Raw genomic sequence first — 19,114 nt, 5'->3', positions numbered from 1 at the left:
CGAGGGCATGCCGCGCCGGTACGCCGACTACCTGGCGGCCGACGGCTTCACCGCCCTGAACACGGTCTCGACCATCAGTTCCTTCCTGCTCGGCCTGTCGATCCTGCCGTTCCTCTACAACGTCTGGAAGACGGCCAAGTACGGCAAGCCGGTCGAGGTCGACGACCCGTGGGGCTGGGGCCGTTCGCTGGAGTGGGCGACCTCCTGCCCGCCGCCCCGGCACAACTTCCTCACCCTGCCGCGGATCCGCAGCGAATCCCCGGCGTTCGACCTGCACCACCCTGAGATCGCCGCGCTCGAACAGCTTGAGCACGCCGGTCACGGCACCGCCATCGCGGGCAGCAAGGAGGCCGGCAAGTGAAGATCCAGGGTCGGATGTTCATCTGGCTGAGCGTCTTCATCCTGATCATGGCCATCGTGTATGGCGTGTGGTCGAAGGAGCCGGCCGGCACCACCGCTCTCTTCCTGGCCTTCGGCCTGAGCATCATGATCGGCTTCTACCTGGGCTTCACCGCCCGGCGGGTCGACGCGGGCGCCCAGGACGACAAGGAGGCCGACGTCGCGGACGACGCGGGCGAGCTGGGCTTCTTCAGCCCGCACAGCTGGCAGCCGCTCATGCTGGGCTTCGGCGGCGCGATCGCCTTCCTCAGCATCGCGGTCGGCTGGTGGCTGATCTACTTCTCCGCGCCGTTCATCGTGATCGGCCTGTTCGGCTGGGTGTTCGAGTACTACCACGGTGAGAACCGCACCCAGTAGGACGCGCGCACCCGCACCGGAAGCCCGGACCCCTCGTCAGAAGGGTCCGGGCCTCCGTCGTTTCCGGCACCGCCAGGCGGGTCGTTCCTTTGCCGCGTGTCGGTCCCTCGTACGGATTACCTGCCGCGCCGGTACGGTCTTCCTCTCATAGCGTGATCGTATGAACCACACTCCGCGGACCCGCACCGTCGTCAGCTGCACCCTGCTGGTGACCGCCCTCGGCGCGGGCGTCACCGCTTGCGGTGCGGACGGCAACCCCCTGTCGGCCAAGCCGTACGACGCGGCGGACCTGATCTCCTTCAGCGGCCCCACCGACACCGGGAAGCAGGCCGATCCGGACAAGCCCCTGGAGGTCGACGTCAAGGACGAGGGGCGTATCACCGACGTCACCGCCCAGGACTCCACAGGGCGCTATGTGGCGGGCGAACTCGCCGCCGACGGCAGCAGGTGGCACAGCACCTCCCCGCTGGCCGCCAACGCCCACTACACGGTCACGGTGAGCACGGAGGACGACGACGGGGCGCCCGGCCGCAAGGTGCTCGTCTTCGACACCAGCAAGCCCACCAGCAAGAAGCGTCTGAACGTCACCTTCGGGCCGGACAAGGGCACCTACGGCGTCGGGCAGCCCATCACCGCCACGCTCGATCAGGACATCAGCGACAAGGCGCAGCGCGCCGTCGTGGAGCGCGCCCTGCGGGTCGACTCCGCGCCGGCCGTGCAGGGCTCCTGGTACTGGGTCAGCGGCAAGGAACTGCACTACCGGCCCAAGGAGTACTGGCCGGCCCACACCACCGTCCGGGCGTACAGCAACCTGGACGGCGTGAAGATCAGCGACCGGCTGTGGGGCGGCAGGTCCAAGGAGCTGAAGCTCACCATCGGCGACCGCGTCGAGGCGATCACGGACGCCGCCACGCACCAGCTGACGTACTACAAGAACGGCGAGCAGGTCGAGCAGATCCCGGTCACCACCGGCAAGCCGGGCTTCGAGACCCGCAACGGCGTCAAGGTGGTGCTGGAGAAGCAGTACTTCGTACGGATGCGCGGCAGCACCGTCGGTATCGCCGAGGGCAGCTCCGACTCCTACGACCTGCCGGTCTACTACGCCACCCGGGTCACCTGGTCCGGCGAGTACGTGCACGCCGCCCCCTGGTCCGTCGGCTCCCAGGGGTACGCCAACGTCAGCCACGGCTGCACCGGCATGAGCACCTCCAACGCCGAGTGGTTCTTCGACAACGTCCACGAGGGTGACGTCGTCAAGGTGATCAACTCCGACGGCGACCCGATGGAGCCCTTCGGCAACGGCTTCGGTGACTGGAACCTCGACTGGAAGAAATGGCGCGAGGGCAGCGCCCTGACCGCCGGCACCCCCGAGACCCAGCCCCAGGCCGACACGGTAAGACTCCAGCCGACGGCCGTTTAGAGCGCCCCGAAGGGGCGCGGGGAACTGCGCGACAAGCCACGAAGAACCGGCACTCGCGCACGCTCCTCGCGCCCCGAACCATTAGGCGCTCATGCCCCGATCAGCCTCTTCCGCCGCAGCAAAGACGCCAACGCGGACGCGAACTCCACCGGATCCACCGGCAAGGTGACCGCCGCGTCCGCCCGGCTCCACGTCGCCAGCCACGCGTCCTGCGGCCGGCCCATCAGCAGCAGCACCGGCGGCGCCTGGAACACCTCGTCCTTGATCTGCCGGCACATCCCCATGCCCCCCATCGGCACGGCCTCGCCGTCGAGGACACAGACGTCGATGCCGCCCTTGTCCAGCTCGGCCAGGACCGCGGCGGGCGTCGCGCACTCCACGAACTCGACCTGGGGCACGTCCGGAGCCGGTCGGCGCCCGGTGGCCAGCCGTACTTGCTCGCGGGTGCGGGAGTCGTCGCTGTAGACCAGGACCGTGGCGGTCGGCTGCATGGTTCCTCCGGGACGTCGGCGTCGTACGGACGGGACGGACAGGGCCGTTCGGGCGGGATGTTACTCCCCTGAACACCACGTCAGCACCGGTTCGGCGGGCAGCAACACTCCGAACGGCACCCCCCGGAGTGAGGGCGGGATAAGCGACCGACATAATGTCGGTCGTGGCGACAGCAACGACAGTAGAAACCGGGCACGCGCACCCGTCGGTCAACCGGCCGAACCTCACCAGCGTCGGAACCATCATCTGGCTGAGTTCCGAGCTGATGTTCTTCGCGGCCCTCTTCGCGATGTACTTCACCCTCCGGTCGGTGACCGGACCGGACCACTGGAAGGAGATGGCGCACGCCCTCAACGTGCCCTTCTCCGCGACGAACACCACGATCCTGGTGCTCTCGTCCCTCACCTGCCAGCTCGGCGTGTTCGCCGCCGAGCGCGGCGACGTGAAGAAGCTCCGTGGCTGGTTCATCCTCACCTTCATCATGGGTGCGATCTTCATCGGCGGTCAGATCTACGAGTACACGGAGCTGGTGAAGAAGGACGGCATCTCGCTGTCCTCCGACCCGTACGGCTCGGTGTTCTACCTGACCACCGGCTTCCACGGCCTGCACGTGACGGGTGGCCTCATCGCCTTCCTGCTGGTCCTCGGCCGTACCTACATGGCCAAGAGGTTCACGCACGAGCAGGCGACCGCCGCGATCGTCGTGTCCTACTACTGGCACTTCGTCGATGTGGTCTGGATCGGCCTTTTCGCCACGATCTACCTGATCAAGTAGCCGGGACCGCTCCCGCACATCCAGAAGCATCGACGCAGAAGATCCTGACACCGGGGTAATCCGTGAAAAAGCTCTCCGTACGACGACGCCATCCGCTGGCGGCGGTCGTCGTCCTACTCCTCGCGCTGGCGGCCACCGGGGGGCTGTACGCCGCGTTCGCGCCCGCGAGCAAGGCGCAGGCCGATGAAACCGCCCAGTCCCTGACCATCAAGGAGGGCAAGAAGCTCTACGAGGTCGGCTGCGCAAGCTGCCACGGCACCGGTGGCCAGGGCTCCTCCGACGGGCCGAGCCTCGTCGGCGTCGGCGCCGCCGCGGTCGACTTCCAGGTGGCCACCGGCCGTATGCCGGCCGCCACCTCGCAGGGCCCGCAGGTCGTCAAGAAGAAGAACATCTACACGCAGGCCCAGATCGACCAGCTCGCCGCGTACATCGCGTCGCTGGGCGCGGGCCCGAACGTGCCGACCGAGCAGCAGTACGGCCCGGAAGGCGCGGACATCGCCAAGGGTGGCGAGCTGTTCCGCACCAACTGCGCGCAGTGCCACAACTTCACGGGCAAGGGCGGTGCCCTGACCAAGGGCAAGTTCGCCCCGACCCTGGAGGGCGTCGCCCCCAAGCACATCTACGAGGCCATGCAGACCGGCCCGCAGAACATGCCGTCCTTCCCCGACACCACGCTGTCGGAGAAGAACAAGAAGGACATCATCGCGTACCTGCACGCGGTCAACGGCAGCGATACAGAGAACCCGGGTGGTATGGAGCTGGGCGGCCTCGGGCCGGTCAGTGAAGGCCTGTTCGCCTGGATCTTCGGACTGGGCGTGTTGATCGCGGTCGCCGTCTGGGTCGCCGCTCGGACCGCAAAGGCCAAGAAGTCATGAGTAGCCAAGACATTCCAGAAGAGAACCTGCCCGCTGAGCAGGACCACGCCCATGGCGCGGTGACGGTCGCGGACGAGGAGAACCCGTTCGCCGACCCGGGTCTGCCGCCGCACGAGCACCGGATCCAGGACATCGACGAGCAGGCCGCCCGGCGGTCCGAGCGCGCGGTCGCCCTGCTGTTCACGCTCTCGATGCTGGCCACCGTCGGCTTCATCGTCTCGTACGTCGCGATCCCGCACGACAAGTCGATCTTCGTCTTCCCGATCGGTCACATCAGCGCGCTGAACTTCGCGCTGGGCCTGACCCTCGGCACGGCCCTGTTCTGCATCGGCGCGGGCGCGGTCCACTGGGCCCGCACCCTGATGTCCGACGTCGAGGTCCCCGCCGAGCGGCACCCGATCGAGGCCCCGGCCGAGGTGCGTGCCCAGGTCCACGCGGACTTCCGCCAGGGCGCCAAGGAGTCGGCGCTCGGCCGGCGCAAGCTGATCCGCAACACGATGCTCGGCGCGCTCACCCTGGTGCCGCTGTCCGGCGTCATGCTGCTGCGCGACCTCGGCCCGCTGCCGGGCACCTCGCTGCGCCACACGCTGTGGGCCAAGGGCAAGCGCCTGGTCAACATGAACACGAACCAGCCGCTGCGTCCCGAGGACGTCGCCGTGGGCTCGCTGACCTTCGCCAAGCCCGACGGGCTGGAGGAGAAGTCCGAGGACTTCCAGAACGAGATCGCCAAGGCGGCCCTGATGATCGTCCGGCTCCAGCCGGGCAACATCAAGGACAAGCGCGAGCTCGACTGGGCGCACGAGGGCATCGTCGCCTTCTCGAAGATCTGCACCCACGTGGGCTGCCCGATCTCCCTGTACGAGCAGCAGACGCACCACGTGCTGTGCCCGTGCCACCAGTCCACCTTCGACCTCTCCGACGGTGCCCGAGTGATCTTCGGCCCCGCCGGCCACGCCCTGCCGCAACTGCGCATCGGTGTGGACAGTGAGGGTTACCTCCAGGCGCTCGGCGACTTCGAGGAGCCCGTCGGTCCTGCATTCTGGGAGCGCGGATGAGTACTGCAGACAACCAAGAGTCCCGCGCGCGCGGGAAGGCACCGGCCGGCGAGCGCGTCGCCGACTGGGCCGACGGCCGGCTCGGGATCTACTCCCTGGCCAAGGCCAACATGCGCAAGATCTTCCCCGACCACTGGTCGTTCATGTTGGGTGAGGTCTGCCTCTACAGCTTCATCATCATCATCCTGACGGGTGTCTATCTGACGCTGTTCTTCCACCCGTCGATGAACGAGGTGGAGTACCACGGCAGCTACGTCCCGCTCCAGGGACAGCTGATGTCCGAGGCGTTCAACTCGACCCTGCACATCTCCTTCGACGTGCGCGGCGGTCTGCTGGTCCGGCAGATCCACCACTGGTCGGCGCTGATCTTCCTCGCCGGCATGTTCGTGCACATGATGCGCGTGTTCTTCACCGGCGCGTTCCGCAAGCCGCGTGAGATCAACTGGCTGTTCGGCTTCCTGCTCTTCGTCCTCGGCATGTTCACCGGTTTCACCGGTTACTCGCTCCCGGACGACCTGCTCTCCGGCACCGGTGTCCGCTTCACCGAGGGCGCGATCCTGTCCATGCCGATCGTCGGCACGTACATCTCGTACTTCCTCTTCGGCGGCGAGTTCCCGGGCCACGACTTCGTGGCGCGGTTCTACTCGATCCACATCCTGCTGCTGCCGGGCATCATGCTCGGTCTGGTGGTCGGCCACCTGATCCTGGTCTTCTACCACAAGCACACGCAGTTCGCGGGCCCCGGCAAGACCGAGAAGAACGTCGTCGGCATGCCGCTGCTGCCGGTCTACATGGCCAAGGCCGGAGGCTTCTTCTTCCTGGTCTTCGGCGCCATCGCGGTCATCGCCGCGATCGCCCAGATCAACCCGATCTGGGCCATGGGCCCCTACCGTCCGGACCAGGTGTCCACCGGCGCCCAGCCCGACTGGTACATGGGCTTCGCCGAGGGTCTGGTCCGCTACATGCCGGGCTGGGAGATCAACTTCTGGGGCCACACGCTGGTCCTGGGCGTGTTCATCCCGCTGGTGCTCTTCGGTGTCGTGCTGGGCGCGATCGCGGTCTACCCGTTCATCGAGTCCTGGGTCACCGGCGACAAGAGCGAGCACCACATCCTGGACCGCCCGCGCAACGCCCCGACCCGTACCGGCTTCGGTGTCGCCTGGATCACGGTCTACATGGTGGGCCTGGTCGGCGGTGGCAACGACCTGTGGGCCACGCACTTCCACCTGTCGATCAACGCCGTCACCTGGTTCGTCCGGATCAGCTTCTTCGTCGGACCGGTCGTCGCGTTCATCGCCACCAAGCGGATCTGCCTCGGCCTGCAGCGCCGGGACCACGAGAAGGTGCTGCACGGCCGCGAGACCGGCATCATCAAGCGGCTGCCGCACGGTGAGTTCATCGAGGTGCACGAGCCGCTCAGCCAGGAGCAGCTGCACACGCTCACCGCGCACCAGCAGTACGCGCCGGCCGAGATCGGCCCGACGGTCGACGAGAACGGTGTCGAGCGCAAGGTGAAGGGCTCGGAGAAGCTGCGCGTCAAGCTCTCCAACGCCTACTACGGCGAGGACAACCAGATCCAGAAGCCGACCGTAGACGAGTACAAGGAGATCACGAGCGGCCACGGCCACCACTGATCCCCGCGTCGCCACACCACGCAGAAGGGCCCCGTCCGCACCCCGGACGGGGCCCTTCGCGCCGCCCGGGGCTGGATAGGGTGGTGCAGGACTTTCCGGAGGACTCTCCGCAGGATTTCTGTTGGACTCCCAGATCACCAGGAGCGGCTGATGAGCGCTGTGACCCCCGCTGGAGGCGACACCGCGGCGGGCCGTTCCTGGCCCGCCCTGCTGAACGGCCTGCTGGCCGGCCGGGACCTGTCCGCCGACGAGACCGCGTGGGCGATGGACCGCATCATGCGCGGCGAGGCCACCGACGCCCAGATCGCCGGCTTCATGGTCGCGCTGCGCGCCAAGGGCGAGACCGTCCAGGAGATCTCCGGACTCGTCCGCACGATGTACGAGCACGCCAACGTGATCGAGGTGCCCGGCCCGGCGGTGGACATCGTCGGCACCGGCGGCGACGGCGCCAAGACGGTGAACATCTCCACGATGTCCGCGATCGTCGTCGCCGGCACCGGGGCGAAGGTCGTCAAGCACGGCAACCGCGCCGCGTCCTCCGCCTCCGGCTCCTCCGACGTCCTGGAGAAGCTCGGCATCAACCTCGACCTGACCCCGCGCCGGGTCGCCGAGGTCGCCGAGGAGGCCGGCATCACCATGTGTTTCGCGGTGCGCTTCCACCCGTCCCTGCGGCACGTCGCCGCGGCCCGCGGCCAGCTCGGCATCCGTACCACCTTCAACGTGCTCGGCCCGCTCACCAACCCGGCCAGGGTCGGCGCCCAGGCGGTCGGGGTCGCCGACCCGCGGATGGCGCCGATCGTGGCCGGCGTGCTCGCCGAGCGCGGCAACTCCGCCCTGGTCTTCCGCGGCGACGACGGACTGGACGAGCTGACCGTCACCGCCACCTCCCGGGTGTGGGCGGTCCGCGACGGCAAGGTCACCGAGGAGACCTTCGACCCGCGGGACGTCGGCATCGACCTGGTCCCGGTGGACGCCCTGCGCGGCGCCGACGCGGCCTACAACGCCGAGGTCGCCCGCCGGCTGCTGGACGGCGAGCGGGGGCCCGTACGGGACGCCGTGCTGCTGAACTCGGCCGCCGCGCTGGTCGCGCTGCGGCCGACGGACGCCTCCCTCGCCGACCAGCTGCGCGCCGGCATGGCCAAGGCCCGGGAGTCGGTCGACTCGGGCGCGGCCAAGCGGGCCCTGGAGCGCTGGGTGGCGGCCAGCAGGGCCTGACACCGGCGGTCGTCGTCCCGCGATCCGGACAGGGGTTGCGGGGCGACGATCATTTCGCGTACGTTCCCTTCCAGGTCATGAGTGACAGTCATGAGGCCCCGGCCGACTGTCCGGCAACCCTCCGTCCGTGGCGGGGTGCCCCGGGTGAAGACCAGGCCGTGGGCAGCGAGGTCCGCGGCAAGCGCGGACCCCTCGAACCCCAGGGGTCCTGGTCGTCGAGGGAGCCTCCCGTGAGCAAGCGAATGCGATAGGGCCGCAGAGCCCCGCCTCCGCACACCCCTTTCACCTCATCTCCGTACGCCTCTTCGCGCGTACGTCCTCACGGGAGTCCACCCATGTCCGTCTCCACCGCTGCCGCCGCCCAGACCGTTTGTGCCCCGCTGCCCGTTCTGGGCGGAGATGTCACCGTGCCGCTCGTGACCGGCGGCGAGGTCGCCTACGCCGCGCTGGACTACGCGGCCAGCGCCCCCGCCCTCCAGCGCGTCTGGGACGACGTCGCCGCCTACGCCCCGTACTACGGCAGCGTCCACCGCGGTGCCGGCTACCTCTCCCAGCTCTCCACCGACCTGTTCGAGAACGCCCGCCGGACGGTCGCCGGGTTCCTCGGCTGCCGGGAGGACGACCAGGTCGTCTTCACCCGCTCCACCACCGACTCCCTGAACCTGCTGGCCCGCGCCCTGCCGGCCGGCTGCCAGGTCTTCGTCTTCGAGACCGAGCACCACGCCTCGCTGCTGCCCTGGCAGGACGCGGAGGTCACCTACCTCGACGCCCCGCGCACCCCCCGCCAGGCCGTCGAGACCCTGGAGCGCGCCCTCGCCGACCGCGACCCGTACGGGCCGGCCCTGGTCTGCGTCACCGGCGCCTCCAACGTCACCGGCGAGCTGTGGCCGGTGCGCGAGCTGGCCGCCGCCGCGCACGCCCACGGCGCCCGGATCGTCCTCGACGCGGCCCAGCTCGCCCCGCACCACCCGGTGTCCGTCACGGAGCTGGACGTCGACTGGATCGCCTTCTCCGGGCACAAGCTGTACGCCCCCTTCGGCTCGGGCGTGCTGGCCGGCCGCGCCGACTGGCTGGTGGCCGCCGAGCCGTACCTCGCGGGCGGTGGCGCCAGCCGCCGGGTGACCCGGCGCACCGACGGGGGAGTGGACGTGGAGTGGCACGAGAGCGCCGCCCGGCACGAGGCGGGCTCCCCGAACGTCATCGGCGCCTACTCCATCGCGTCGGCCTGCAAGGCCCTCACCGAGGCCGGCTGGGAGGGCCTGGTGGCCCGGGAGCGGCACCTGATCACCAAGGTCCGCGAGGGGCTCGCCGAGGTGCCCGAGGTGCGGGTCCTCTCCCTGTTCGGGGACGACGCCCCGCGCGTCGGCGTGCTCTCGTTCGTGGTCGAGGGTTGGAACAGCTCGCACTTCGCCGCCGCCCTCTCCGCCGAGTACGGCATCGGCGTCCGCGACGGCCTGTTCTGCGCCCACCCGCTGGTGCGCACCCTGCTCGGCAGCGACCCCGAGACCCAGGGCGAGTGCGGTGCCCCCGAGGCGGCGCCGGGCGAGAAGTCCCTCAACGCCATCCGGGTCAGCTTCGGCGCGGGCACCCCCGACGAGCACGTGGACCGCTTCGTCGCCGCGGTGCGCGAACTGGTCGCCGAGGGCGCCAAGTGGCGGTACCGCACGGAGGAGGGCCGCTGCGTCCCGGCGGTCTGACCGGAGCCGACCCCTGGGGGCCGCTTCGCGGAACGGCTAGTTGTCGAGGCCGATCGCGAACGCGGCCTCCAGGTCGTGCTGGGAGTAGGTGCGGAACGCGACGTGCGTGTCCGTGCCCTCCACGCCGGGGATCTTGCTGATGCGGCCCGGGATCACGTCGGCCAGGTCCTCGTGCCGGCTGACCCGCACCATGGCGATCAGGTCGTAGGTGCCGGTGACCGAGAAGACCTCGCTGACGCTCTCCAGCGCGGCGATCCGCTCCGCGATCTCGGGGATCCGGTCCACGCTGGTCTTGATGAGGACGATCGCGGTGATCACGGCTGGTTCTCTCCCTCGGGTGCCGGGGCGGGTGCGGACCTCACTCTAGTGCGCTCGTCTCCCGCCACCGTCTCCCCGAGGCCGCCCCGCGACCGCCCCGGCCGGCCGTAGCGCAGCCAGGCGTAGCCGAAGCCGAGCCCGAAGCCCACCAGGTGGGCGAGGTAGGCCACGCCGGGCCCGTCGGAGGCCTGCCCGGCGGCCAGCCATTGGAGGGCCGCCCAGAAGGGCAGCACCACCCAGGCCGGGAAGCGCAGCGGCAGAAAGAACAGGAACGGCAGGAGACTGGTGACCCGGGCGCGCGGGAACAGGTAGAGGAACGCACCGAGGACCGCGGAGATCGCCCCGGAGGCGCCCACCAGCGACTGCTGGGAGGTGGCGTTCGCGGCCGCGTAGCCGACCAGGGCCAGGTAACCGCAGCCGCCGTAGAAAAGGGTGAACCGCACCCGGCCCATCCGCTCCTCGGTCATCGCCCCGAAGACGAAGAGGAAGAGCATGTTGCCGAGCAGATGCACCCAGCTGCCGTGCACGAACAGGGCGGTGGCCGGGGTGAGCGCCTCCCGGGCCGCGCCGTCGAACAGCTCGTCCGGGACCACGCCCCAGCGGCGGAAGTACGCGCGCTGCGCGAGCGCCGGCGCGTTACCGGTGCCGTAGGCCGGGGTCAGGCCGGAGGCGGGGCCCAGGACGAAGATCAGGCCGCACAGCGCGATGAGGCCGTACGTCACCGGCGCCGAGGTTCCCCGCACCGCTCTGAGGGCTCTGCCGGCCGCCGTGCTCCAGGTACCGATCATGACTACAGAGCATGACGTAACAGGACGCAAGCTGACAGACCGCCTCGCCGCCGTGGACGGACGGGCGGCGGGCACCCGGCAGGCCGTAGGGTTACGAGCCACACGCGCCGGCCGGCGGCGCTGACCGAGACCAGAAGGAAGCGGATCACCACGATGACGGTTCCCCTGCCGACCGCCACGACCCGGTGGCGCTGCACCCTGTGCGGCAATCTGACCCGGTTCGACGTGACGCGCTCGTCCAAGGTCGTCGAGTACGTGCACCTCGACCTGGCCGGTGAGCCGGACGTGGAGGAGCGCGAGGTGGTCAGTGAGACCATCGAGTCGGTGCGCTGCCGGTGGTGCAACGCGGTGGACCAGGTCGAGCTGGTGGACAGGCCGGGCGCCGGTTCCTGAGCGGAGCCGTCCGGAGGCGACAGAGGAAGTAGTGGGGTGTGACGGATGGTGGAGACCGCGGGCGGGGGGCCGGGGGACGGCACCGCCGAGGTGCTTGACCGTCCGCTGCCCGACGGCGTGCGCCGCCGGGTCGTGCAGATCGTGGCGGACGCCTTCGGCGGCCTGACCATGGCCGAACTGCCCGCGCAGCTGCGGCAGTACGCCCGGTTCGCCCCCAATCGCCGGGCGAAGTTCGCCGGCAACGCGATGGCGGCGGCGCTGGAGACCGAGCCGGTGTTCCGGCAGCGGATCGGCGAGAAGTTCAGAGAGGCGCAGCCGGAACTCGCCGGCGCCCTCGACTCCGGCTCCCCGCCCCCGGCCGCGGACCCGCTCGACGTGGCGGCCGCGGCCTACGTACTGCGTCCGGCGGACTGGGTGAAGCTCGTCACCGCGGCCGGCGAGGAGGCCCAGCGCGCGGACGCCGAACGCGCGGACGAGGAGAGCCGGGCCGAACTGGAGCGGCTGCGCGCCGAGCTGGCCCAGGCCCGCGAGCACACCCGTGCCGAGACCGAACGGCTGCGCGCGGAACTGGAGTCGGCCAAGCGGGAGAGCGAGGCCCTGCACCGCAAGCTGCGGGCCGCGCTGAGCGACGTCCGGCGCGGTGAGGCCGCGCTGCGCAAGGCGCGGGCCGAGGCCGACGCCGCCCGCGCCGAGGCGCAGACGCGGGTGTCGGCCGCCGAGAGTGAGTCCCGGCGGCTCAAGGCGCGCCTGGGCGAGGCCGAGGCGTCCCTGGAGGCCACCCGGCGGGCCGCCCGCGAGGGCCGCAGCGTGGAGGACATGCGGGTACGGCTGCTGCTGGACACCCTGCTGGACGCCACCCAGGGCCTGCGCCGCGAACTCGCCCTGCCCCCGGTGTCGGTGCGTCCGGCGGAGACCGTGGACGCGGTCGAACCGGGCCGGATGACCCCGAAGGACATCGCCGCCCGCGCGCTGTCCGAGCACGACCCGGCGATCCTGGACCAGCTGCTCGCGCTGCCGCAGGCCCATCTGGTGGTCGACGGCTACAACGTCACCAAGACCGGCTATCCGCAGATGCCGCTGGAGAAGCAGCGCCTGCGGCTGCTCGGCCAGCTCTCCGCGCTCGCCGCGCAGACCGGCGCCGAGGTGACCTGCGTCTTCGACGGCGCCGAACTGGCCGCGCCGGTGCTGCTGGCGCCGCCGCGCGGGGTGCGGGTGCTGTTCTCCAAGCCGGGCGTGACGGCGGACGAGCTGATCCGCCAGCTGGTGCGCGCCGAGCCGCCCGGGCGTCCGGTGATCGTCGCCTCCACCGACCGCGAGGTGGCCGACGGCGTCGCCAGGGCCGGTGCCCGGCCGGTGGCCTCCGCGGTGCTCCTGAAGCGGCTGTCCTGAAGCGACTGTCCCGAAGGTCCAACGGGCATACGCATTGCCCGAATTGGCCGTATCGTCACGCAACGTAGCGTCAACCCGGCATCACTGCACGTGCGTTCTGTGCAAAGAATGCATTGCGTGACCGGGTTTTTTGTCGTGAGGATTTGAACTGATCACAACTGGGTCACTAGGGTCGGGCCTCGAACCTCCGAACGGGTGAACACTCACAAGAAGGAGTTCGTCCTCAGTGGCGTCCCACCGTCGACCCAAGCAGCCGAGCCGCACGCGTGTCACCGTGCTGACCACCGCAGCCGCCGCTGCCGTCGCGCTCAGCGCGAACGCCGCCAACGCCGCGCCCACCGAGAAGCCGGGCAAGGACGAGGTGAAGGCGAAGGTCGACAAGCTCTACGAGCAGGCCGAGCAGGCCACCGAGAAGTACAACGGGGCCAAGGAGAAGCAGCAGAAGCTGCAGAAGGAAATCTCCACGATCCAGGACAACGTCGCCCGGGGCCAGCAGGACCTCAACAAGCTGCGCGACGGCCTGGGTTCGCTGGCCACCGCCCAGTACCGCTCCGGCGGCATCGACGCCTCGATCCAGCTCTTCCTGTCCTCGGACCCGGACGACTACCTCGACAAGGCGTCCACGCTCGACCAGTTGAGCGGCCAGCAGGTCGACGCGCTGAAGAAGATCCAGGACAAACAGCGCGAACTCGCCCAGGAGCGGGCGGAAGCCACCGAGAAGCTCAAGGACCTCTCCGCCACCCGCACCCAGCTCGCGGAGAAGAAGAAGGAGGTCCAGGGCAAGCTCGGCGAGGCGCAGAAGCTCCTCAACACCCTGACCGCCAAGGAAAAGGCCGCGCTCGCCCAGAAGCAGCAGCGTGCCGACCGCTCCTCCAGCGAGCGCGTGGACCTCGGCGACGCCCCGCCCGCCTCCGGCCGTGCCTCGGCGGCGTTCTCCGCCGCCCAGAGCAAGATCGGCTCCCCGTACGTGTACGGCGCCACCGGCCCCTCCTCCTTCGACTGCTCGGGCCTGACCTCCTGGGCCTACGCCCAGGCCGGCGTCTCCATCCCGCGCACCTCCGAGGCCCAGGCCCAGACGGGTACCCGCATCTACAGCCAGGGCGACCTCAAGGTCGGCGACCTGGTGTTCTTCTACAACGACCTGCACCACGTCGGCCTCTACGCCGGCAACGGCCAGGTGCTGCACGCCCCGCACACCGGCGCCGTGGTCCGCTACGAGGCCATCGGCAACATGCCCTTCCAGTTCGGCGTCCGGGTCTGACCCACGCCCCGGCGCCCGGCGACACGGAAGCGCCCGAACGAGCGAATCCGCGAAACCGGAACTGACTCCCCGCCCCGCCGTTGACCTGCGTCAGCGGCGGGGCGTCACCGTGTGTTGACGCCGGGGTCTTTGGTCCGGACCCGTCCGCGCGGCTACTGTCTGGCCCGCTTCCCCGACGCCGGGGCCTCCCCGTCCCCAGGCGCCGGGGCGGCACTCCCGTCCGCCAGCAGAAGGACTGCCGTGGGGTCCCACCGCCGCCTTGCCCCCTCCGGATTCGACCGGGGCGCGACCGCACTGTGCGTGCTGTCCGCCGCGACCGCCGCCCTCGGTGCCGTACCGGCCCACGCGGCCCCGCACGGCCACACCCGCGCGGAGGTGGACCGGCTCTACGAGGAGGCCGAGCGCGCCACCCAGGCCTTCGACAAGGCCGCCGAGCGGGCCGGGACGCTGCGCCGCGAGGTGCGCGACGCCCAGGACCACATCGCCCGCGGGCAGTTGCGCGTCAACGACCTGCGCGAGCGGCTCGGCTCGTTGGCCGGGGCCCAGTACCGCTCCGGCGGCATCGACCCGACCGTGGCGCTGCTGTTCTCCGACGACCCGGCCGACTACCTCGACAAGGCCGCCACCCTCGACCGCATCGGCGCCCAGCAGGCCGGACAGCTCCGGGAGTTGGAGAACGCGATGCGGGAGCTGGCCCAGGAGCGCTCGGAGGCGGCCGGCAAGCTCGCGGAGCTGGAGCGCAGCCGCAAGGCCGTCGCCGCCCACAAGCGGACCGTGGAGCACAAACTCGCCCAGGCCCGCCGGCTTCTCAACGGCCTGCCCGCCGCCGACCGGGCCGCCTTCGACCGGGCCTCGCGCGGCAGCCGCCCCGACCTGACCTCCGCGGTCGCCCCCGACGGCCGCGCCGCCGCCGCGCTCGCCGCCGCCCGCACCGCCCTCGGCCGCCCCTACGTGTGGGGCGCCAACGGCCCCTCCGGATTCGACTGTTCGGGCCTGATGCAGTGGGCGTACGCGCACGCCGGCATCCACCTGCCGCGCACCTCGCAGGAACAGCGCTTCGCCGGCCACCAGGTGCCGCTGTCCCAGGCCCGCCCCGGCGACCTGGTCGTCTACCGCGCCGACGCCAGCCATGTCGCCATGTACGCCGGTAACGGCCAGGTCATCCACGCCCCCTACCCGGGCGCCGCGGTGCGCTACGACCCGGTCGGCATGATGCCCGTCTCCTCCGTCACCCGGCCCTGACCGGCCCGCGCACCGTACGATCGGGAAGTGGCCGGTCGAAGAGGGGCGTGTCGAAGCGGGGGGTGCCGGGGCGGGGCGTGGAGCGCGGGGGCCGTGGCGCTCGGTCTGCTGCTGCCGCTCGCCGGCTGCGCCGGGCACGGCACGGCGTCCGACCCCGCCCGCGCCGAGGTGCAGCGGGTCCTCGACCGGCGCGCCGGGGCGTTGCTCGGCCACGACGCGTCCGCGTACGGCGCGACCGGCACCCGCACCGGGTACACCCGGCTGCGCGCCCTGCCGCTGGCCTCCTTCGCCTACCGGGTCACCAGTGTGCGCCGCACCTCCTCGGGCGCCGTGGCCGCCGCCGACCTGCGCTACCGCGTGGCCGGCTACGACACCGCCCCCGTCGACGCCCGCCGCACCCTGACCCTCTCCCGCACCGCCGACGGCGCCTGGTACGTCAGCGCCGACCGGCCCGCCGCGCACGCCGAGCAGCAGCTGTGGGACCAGGGCACGGTGACCGCCGTCCAGGGCGCCCACAGCCTGGTTCTGGGCGCCGGGCAGCCGGCCGCCGCGCTGCGGCCCTACGCCCGGCTCGCCGACCGGGCCGTCCCGGCGGTGACCCGGCGGTGGGGCACCGGCTGGAGCCGGCGGGTCGTCGTGCTTGTCCCCCGCACCCTCGCGGGCATGGCCGCCCTGCTCGGCTCGCCCGCCGCCAACTACCGGGGCATCGCCGCCGTCACCACCGGCGAGGCCGCCGCCTCGGGGCGGGCGCCCGCGGACCGGGTGGTGGTCAACCCCGAGGCGTACAGCGGACTCGGCGACCTCGGCAGACAGGTCGTCCTCACCCACGAGACCACCCACGTGGCCACCCGCGCGCACACCACCGCCGCCACCCCGCTGTGGCTCTCCGAGGGCTGTGCCGACTGGACCGGCTACCTGGACACCGGCCGCACCCCCACCGAGATCGCCCCCGAACTGGCCCGCGCCCTCGCGGACGGGCAGACCCCGGACGCGCTCCCCACCGACAAGGACTTCGGCTTCACCAGCGACCCCACCGAACTCGCCGAGGCCTACGAGGGCGCCTGGCTGGCCTGCCGTCTGATCGCCGACCACTGGGGCCCGTCCCGGCTCATCGCCTTCTACGACGCGGTCGGCACCCACACCCGGCGCACCGGCGCCGTCGAGGACGCCCTGAAATCGGTCCTCGGCACCACCCCGGCGGACTTCACGGCCCGCTGGCGCGCCTATCTGGCGGCCCAGCTCGGCTGAGCGCCGCTCAGGACGAGACCGGGGTCTCCTCGGTCCGGGTCTGCCGGGGCGGGAAGGGGATCGCGGGCCGGGCGGGCACGGTCGCCCGCCACAGGCGCCGGCAGGCCACGAGGGCCGCCGCCAGCAGCAGGCCGTTGCGCAGGAACATCAGGGCGACGCCGTACCCGTCGCTCACCACCACGTGCGCGAAGCCGAGCGGGAACTCCAGCACCGTCACGAGGGAGGCGGCCACCACCAGCAGGGCCGGCGGCCCCATCCGGCTCGCGCGGGCGGTCAGGCAGACGGCGGCCACGCCGATCAGCCACACCAGGTACTGGGGACTGATCACCCGGCTGGTGACCGTGAACAGCAGCACCGCCGTGAAGGCCGCGTCGGCCAGGGTGTACGGCGAGACGCGCGTCGCCCGCAGCCGCCACAGCAGCAGCCAGCCGAACGCGCCCGCGGTCAGCGCCAGCGCGGCCGTGCTGACCTCGGCCACCCCCGGACCGACGAACTCGATCGAGCCGTAGTTCAGCAGCACCTGGCCGCTCCAGCCGAACTGCCGGGCCACATGGAAGACCAGGGCGCCCACCGACTCCACCTCGGTGCCCCGGTCCCGCTGGAAGGTCAGGAAGGCGAACGCGCCCGGCATCGACACCGCGAACAGCGCCGCGAGGCCCGCCGAGGTCACCGCCGCCGACGCCCACGCCCGCCGCCGCACCGCGCCCACCAGCAGCAGCGCCGGCCACACCTTCAGCAGCGCGCCGAGGGCCGTCAGCGCGCCCAGCACGCGGGGCCGCTGGACGCCGGCCAGCAGCGCCGCCACGGCCACCGCGGTCACCATCACGTCGTAGCGGGCGTACACCGTCGGGCCGAGCAGCGGCACCCCGGCCACCCACACCCACAGCCCGCGCCGCGAACCGTCGGGGCGCCGGCCCGCGTGCGCCAGCAGCGCCAGCACCACCAGGTCTGCCAGCGCGGCCAGCACGAAGAAGGCGTGCGGGTACGACAGGAAGGGCAGCGCGGCCGGGGACAGGACCGCCAGCGCCGCCGCGGGCGGGTACTGCCAGGTCACGTCGTCCAGCGGAAACGTTCCCGTGCGCAGCACCTCGTACCAGCCCCGGTAGATCACCGACACGTCGGAGGTGACGTCCGGACCCGGGAACAGCAGTACCCGGAAGACGAAGAGCAGCAGGACCGCGCGCGTGACACCCCAGGTCACCAGGGGCCCGGTCAGGGACCGCCGGACGGCCTTCGTCTCCACGTCCACCCCTGCCGTTCGTTTCCCGTCGCGTCCTGCGTGCCGTTCGATTCCGCCCGCCCATCATGTCCCGGACACCGCGCGCATGCCAGGGACCCGCCCGCGCACCAGGCCGCGGACGGCCGATTGGGTAGGGTCGGCGTCGATGCACAAGACCCTGATCGTCACCAACGACTTCCCGCCCCGCCCGGGCGGCATCCAGGCCTTCCTGCACAACATGGCGCTCCGCCTGGACCCGGACCGGCTGGTCGTCCACGCCTCCACCTGGAAGCGCGGCCGGGAGGGCGCCGAGGCCACCGCCGCGTTCGACGCCGAGCAGCCCTTCACCGTCGTACGCGACCGGACGACCATGCTGCTGCCCACCCCGGGGGCGACCCGGCGCGCGGTGGGACTGCTGCGCGAGCACGGGTGCACCTCGGTGTGGTTCGGGGCGGCGGCACCGCTCGGCCTGATGGCACCCGCGCTGCGCCGGGCCGGTGCCGAGCGGCTGGTGGCCACCACGCACGGGCACGAGGCCGGCTGGGCCCAGCTGCCCGCCGCCCGGCAACTGCTGCGCCGGATCGGGGAGTCCACGGACACGATCACCTACCTCGGCGAGTACACCCGCTCCCGGATCGCGACCGCCCTCACCCCCGAGGCGGCCGGACGGATGAGGCAACTGCCGCCCGGCGTCGACGAGAAGACCTTCCACCCGGGCTCCGGCGGCGCCGAGGTGCGCGCCCGCCTCGGCCTCACCGACCGCCCGGTCGTGGTCTGTGTCTCCCGGCTGGTCCCGCGCAAGGGCCAGGACACCCTGATCCGGGCCCTGCCCCGCATCCTGGCGGCCGAGCCCGACACCGTCCTGCTCATCGTCGGCGGCGGCCCCTACGAGTCCGACCTGCGCCGGCTGGCCCGGGAGACCGGCGTCGAGGCCTCGGTCCGCTTCACCGGCGCCGTGCCCTGGTCCGAGCTGCCCGCGCACTACGGCGCCGGCGACGTGTTCGCCATGCCGTGCCGCACCCGGCGCGGCGGCCTGGACGTCGAGGGACTCGGCATCGTCTACCTGGAGGCCTCCGCGACCGGCCTGCCCGTCGTCGCCGGCGACTCCGGCGGCGCCCCGGACGCGGTGCTGGAGGGCGAGACCGGCTGGGTCGTCCGGGGCGGCTCGGCGGAGGAGACCGCCGACCGTGTCACCGTCCTCCTCCAGGACCCCGGGCTGCGCCGCCGCATGGGCGAGCGGGGCCGCAGCTGGGTCGAGGAGAAATGGCGCTGGGACCTGCTGGCGGAGGACCTGAAAACGCTGCTGTGAAGACCGCCCCGAAAGGGGCGCGGGGAAC

General features: G+C 71.5%; 18 protein-coding genes, 1 pseudogene and 1 riboswitch. Of the genes and pseudogenes, 15 read left to right on the top strand and 4 right to left on the bottom strand.

The window, feature by feature from the left end:
- The 3 genes and pseudogenes from NX794_RS23025 to NX794_RS23015 form a co-directional block, all read left to right on the top strand.
- Positions 1 to 361 (top strand): annotated as a pseudogene (locus NX794_RS23025) (aa3-type cytochrome oxidase subunit I); the annotation flags it as partial.
- Complete coding sequence (locus tag NX794_RS23020; RefSeq protein ID WP_258780642.1) at positions 358 to 756, top strand: cytochrome c oxidase subunit 4; 399 nt, start codon at positions 358 to 360, stop codon at positions 754 to 756. The pseudogene NX794_RS23025 and the gene NX794_RS23020, both read left to right, overlap by 4 nt.
- A gap of 160 nt (positions 757 to 916) precedes the next feature.
- Positions 917 to 2,176 carry a L,D-transpeptidase gene (locus NX794_RS23015; RefSeq protein ID WP_258780641.1) on the top strand — a complete coding sequence of 420 codons (1,260 nt, stop codon included), beginning with the start codon at positions 917 to 919 and terminating at the stop codon, positions 2,174 to 2,176.
- Between the two features lie 89 nt (positions 2,177 to 2,265).
- On the opposite strand, the gene NX794_RS23010 is transcribed toward NX794_RS23015, so the two are convergent.
- Complete coding sequence (locus tag NX794_RS23010) at positions 2,266 to 2,667, bottom strand: response regulator (RefSeq protein ID WP_258780640.1); 402 nt, start codon at positions 2,665 to 2,667, stop codon at positions 2,266 to 2,268.
- Positions 2,668 to 2,822: 155 nt separating this feature from the next.
- Here NX794_RS23010 and ctaE point away from each other — a divergent pair, with 155 nt between their 5' ends.
- From ctaE to NX794_RS22980, 6 genes are all read left to right on the top strand, one after another.
- Positions 2,823 to 3,443: an aa3-type cytochrome oxidase subunit III gene (ctaE, locus tag NX794_RS23005; RefSeq protein WP_030616646.1), complete on the top strand. Its 621-nt coding sequence runs from the start codon at positions 2,823 to 2,825 to the stop codon at positions 3,441 to 3,443.
- 62 nt (positions 3,444 to 3,505) lie between these two features.
- A complete protein-coding gene (qcrC, locus tag NX794_RS23000) occupies positions 3,506 to 4,318 on the top strand; it encodes a cytochrome bc1 complex diheme cytochrome c subunit (RefSeq protein WP_258780638.1) in 813 nt (270 codons plus the stop codon).
- On the top strand, positions 4,315 to 5,373 hold the full coding sequence (gene qcrA / locus NX794_RS22995) for a cytochrome bc1 complex Rieske iron-sulfur subunit (protein ID WP_258780637.1): 1,059 nt from the start codon (positions 4,315 to 4,317) through the stop codon (positions 5,371 to 5,373). The genes qcrC and qcrA overlap by 4 nt, the downstream gene beginning before the upstream one ends.
- On the top strand, positions 5,370 to 7,007 hold the full coding sequence (gene qcrB / locus NX794_RS22990) for a cytochrome bc1 complex cytochrome b subunit (protein WP_258780636.1): 1,638 nt from the start codon (positions 5,370 to 5,372) through the stop codon (positions 7,005 to 7,007). Before qcrA ends, qcrB begins: the two co-directional genes overlap by 4 nt.
- 150 nt (positions 7,008 to 7,157) lie before the next feature.
- Positions 7,158 to 8,222 carry an anthranilate phosphoribosyltransferase gene (gene trpD, locus NX794_RS22985; protein WP_258780635.1) on the top strand — a complete coding sequence of 355 codons (1,065 nt, stop codon included), beginning with the start codon at positions 7,158 to 7,160 and terminating at the stop codon, positions 8,220 to 8,222.
- 73 nt (positions 8,223 to 8,295) lie between these two features.
- Positions 8,296 to 8,412: riboswitch (SAM riboswitch) on the top strand.
- 145 nt (positions 8,413 to 8,557) lie between these two features.
- Positions 8,558 to 9,919, top strand: coding sequence for an aminotransferase class V-fold PLP-dependent enzyme (locus NX794_RS22980; protein ID WP_258780634.1), 1,362 nt, complete (start codon positions 8,558 to 8,560; stop codon positions 9,917 to 9,919).
- Positions 9,920 to 9,955: 36 nt separating this feature from the next.
- Here NX794_RS22980 and NX794_RS22975 read toward each other — a convergent pair whose 3' ends face one another.
- Positions 9,956 to 10,237, bottom strand: a complete 282-nt coding sequence (locus NX794_RS22975; RefSeq protein ID WP_258780632.1) for an Lrp/AsnC family transcriptional regulator — start codon at positions 10,235 to 10,237, stop codon at positions 9,956 to 9,958.
- Positions 10,234 to 11,025 (bottom strand): rhomboid family intramembrane serine protease, encoded by a 792-nt coding sequence (locus NX794_RS22970; protein ID WP_258780631.1) that lies wholly within the window; start codon positions 11,023 to 11,025, stop codon positions 10,234 to 10,236. The genes NX794_RS22975 and NX794_RS22970 overlap by 4 nt, the downstream gene beginning before the upstream one ends.
- 153 nt (positions 11,026 to 11,178) lie before the next feature.
- On the opposite strand from NX794_RS22970, the gene NX794_RS22965 reads away from it, so the two are divergent.
- The 5 genes from NX794_RS22965 (at position 11,179) to NX794_RS22945 (ending at position 16,558) form a co-directional block, all read left to right on the top strand.
- Positions 11,179 to 11,418 (top strand): hypothetical protein, encoded by a 240-nt coding sequence (locus tag NX794_RS22965; protein WP_258780630.1) that lies wholly within the window; start codon positions 11,179 to 11,181, stop codon positions 11,416 to 11,418.
- A 45-nt stretch (positions 11,419 to 11,463) separates the two neighbouring features.
- On the top strand, positions 11,464 to 12,807 hold the full coding sequence (locus NX794_RS22960) for an NYN domain-containing protein (protein WP_258780628.1): 1,344 nt from the start codon (positions 11,464 to 11,466) through the stop codon (positions 12,805 to 12,807).
- 226 nt (positions 12,808 to 13,033) lie between these two features.
- Positions 13,034 to 14,068 carry a C40 family peptidase gene (locus tag NX794_RS22955; RefSeq protein ID WP_258780627.1) on the top strand — a complete coding sequence of 345 codons (1,035 nt, stop codon included), beginning with the start codon at positions 13,034 to 13,036 and terminating at the stop codon, positions 14,066 to 14,068.
- Positions 14,069 to 14,308: 240 nt separating this feature from the next.
- Positions 14,309 to 15,310 (top strand): C40 family peptidase, encoded by a 1,002-nt coding sequence (locus NX794_RS22950; protein WP_258780626.1) that lies wholly within the window; start codon positions 14,309 to 14,311, stop codon positions 15,308 to 15,310.
- A gap of 93 nt (positions 15,311 to 15,403) precedes the next feature.
- The gene (locus NX794_RS22945) at positions 15,404 to 16,558 is read left to right on the top strand and encodes a hypothetical protein (RefSeq protein ID WP_258780625.1); all 1,155 of its coding nucleotides are present in this window, start codon (positions 15,404 to 15,406) and stop codon (positions 16,556 to 16,558) included.
- A gap of 7 nt (positions 16,559 to 16,565) precedes the next feature.
- On the opposite strand, the gene NX794_RS22940 is transcribed toward NX794_RS22945, so the two are convergent.
- Positions 16,566 to 17,801 carry a glycosyltransferase family 87 protein gene (locus NX794_RS22940; protein ID WP_258780624.1) on the bottom strand — a complete coding sequence of 412 codons (1,236 nt, stop codon included), beginning with the start codon at positions 17,799 to 17,801 and terminating at the stop codon, positions 16,566 to 16,568.
- 142 nt (positions 17,802 to 17,943) lie between these two features.
- Here NX794_RS22940 and NX794_RS22935 point away from each other — a divergent pair, with 142 nt between their 5' ends.
- Entirely contained in the window at positions 17,944 to 19,086 is a 1,143-nt protein-coding gene (locus tag NX794_RS22935; RefSeq protein ID WP_258780622.1) for a glycosyltransferase family 4 protein, read from the top strand.
- The last annotated feature ends 28 nt before the right edge of the window (positions 19,087 to 19,114 follow it).

It is taken from the genome of Streptomyces pyxinicus (assembly GCF_024753135.1).
Taxonomy (GTDB): Bacteria; Actinomycetota; Actinomycetes; order Streptomycetales; family Streptomycetaceae; genus Streptomyces; species Streptomyces pyxinicus.
This window is presented reverse-complemented; position numbering and strand designations above follow the sequence as displayed.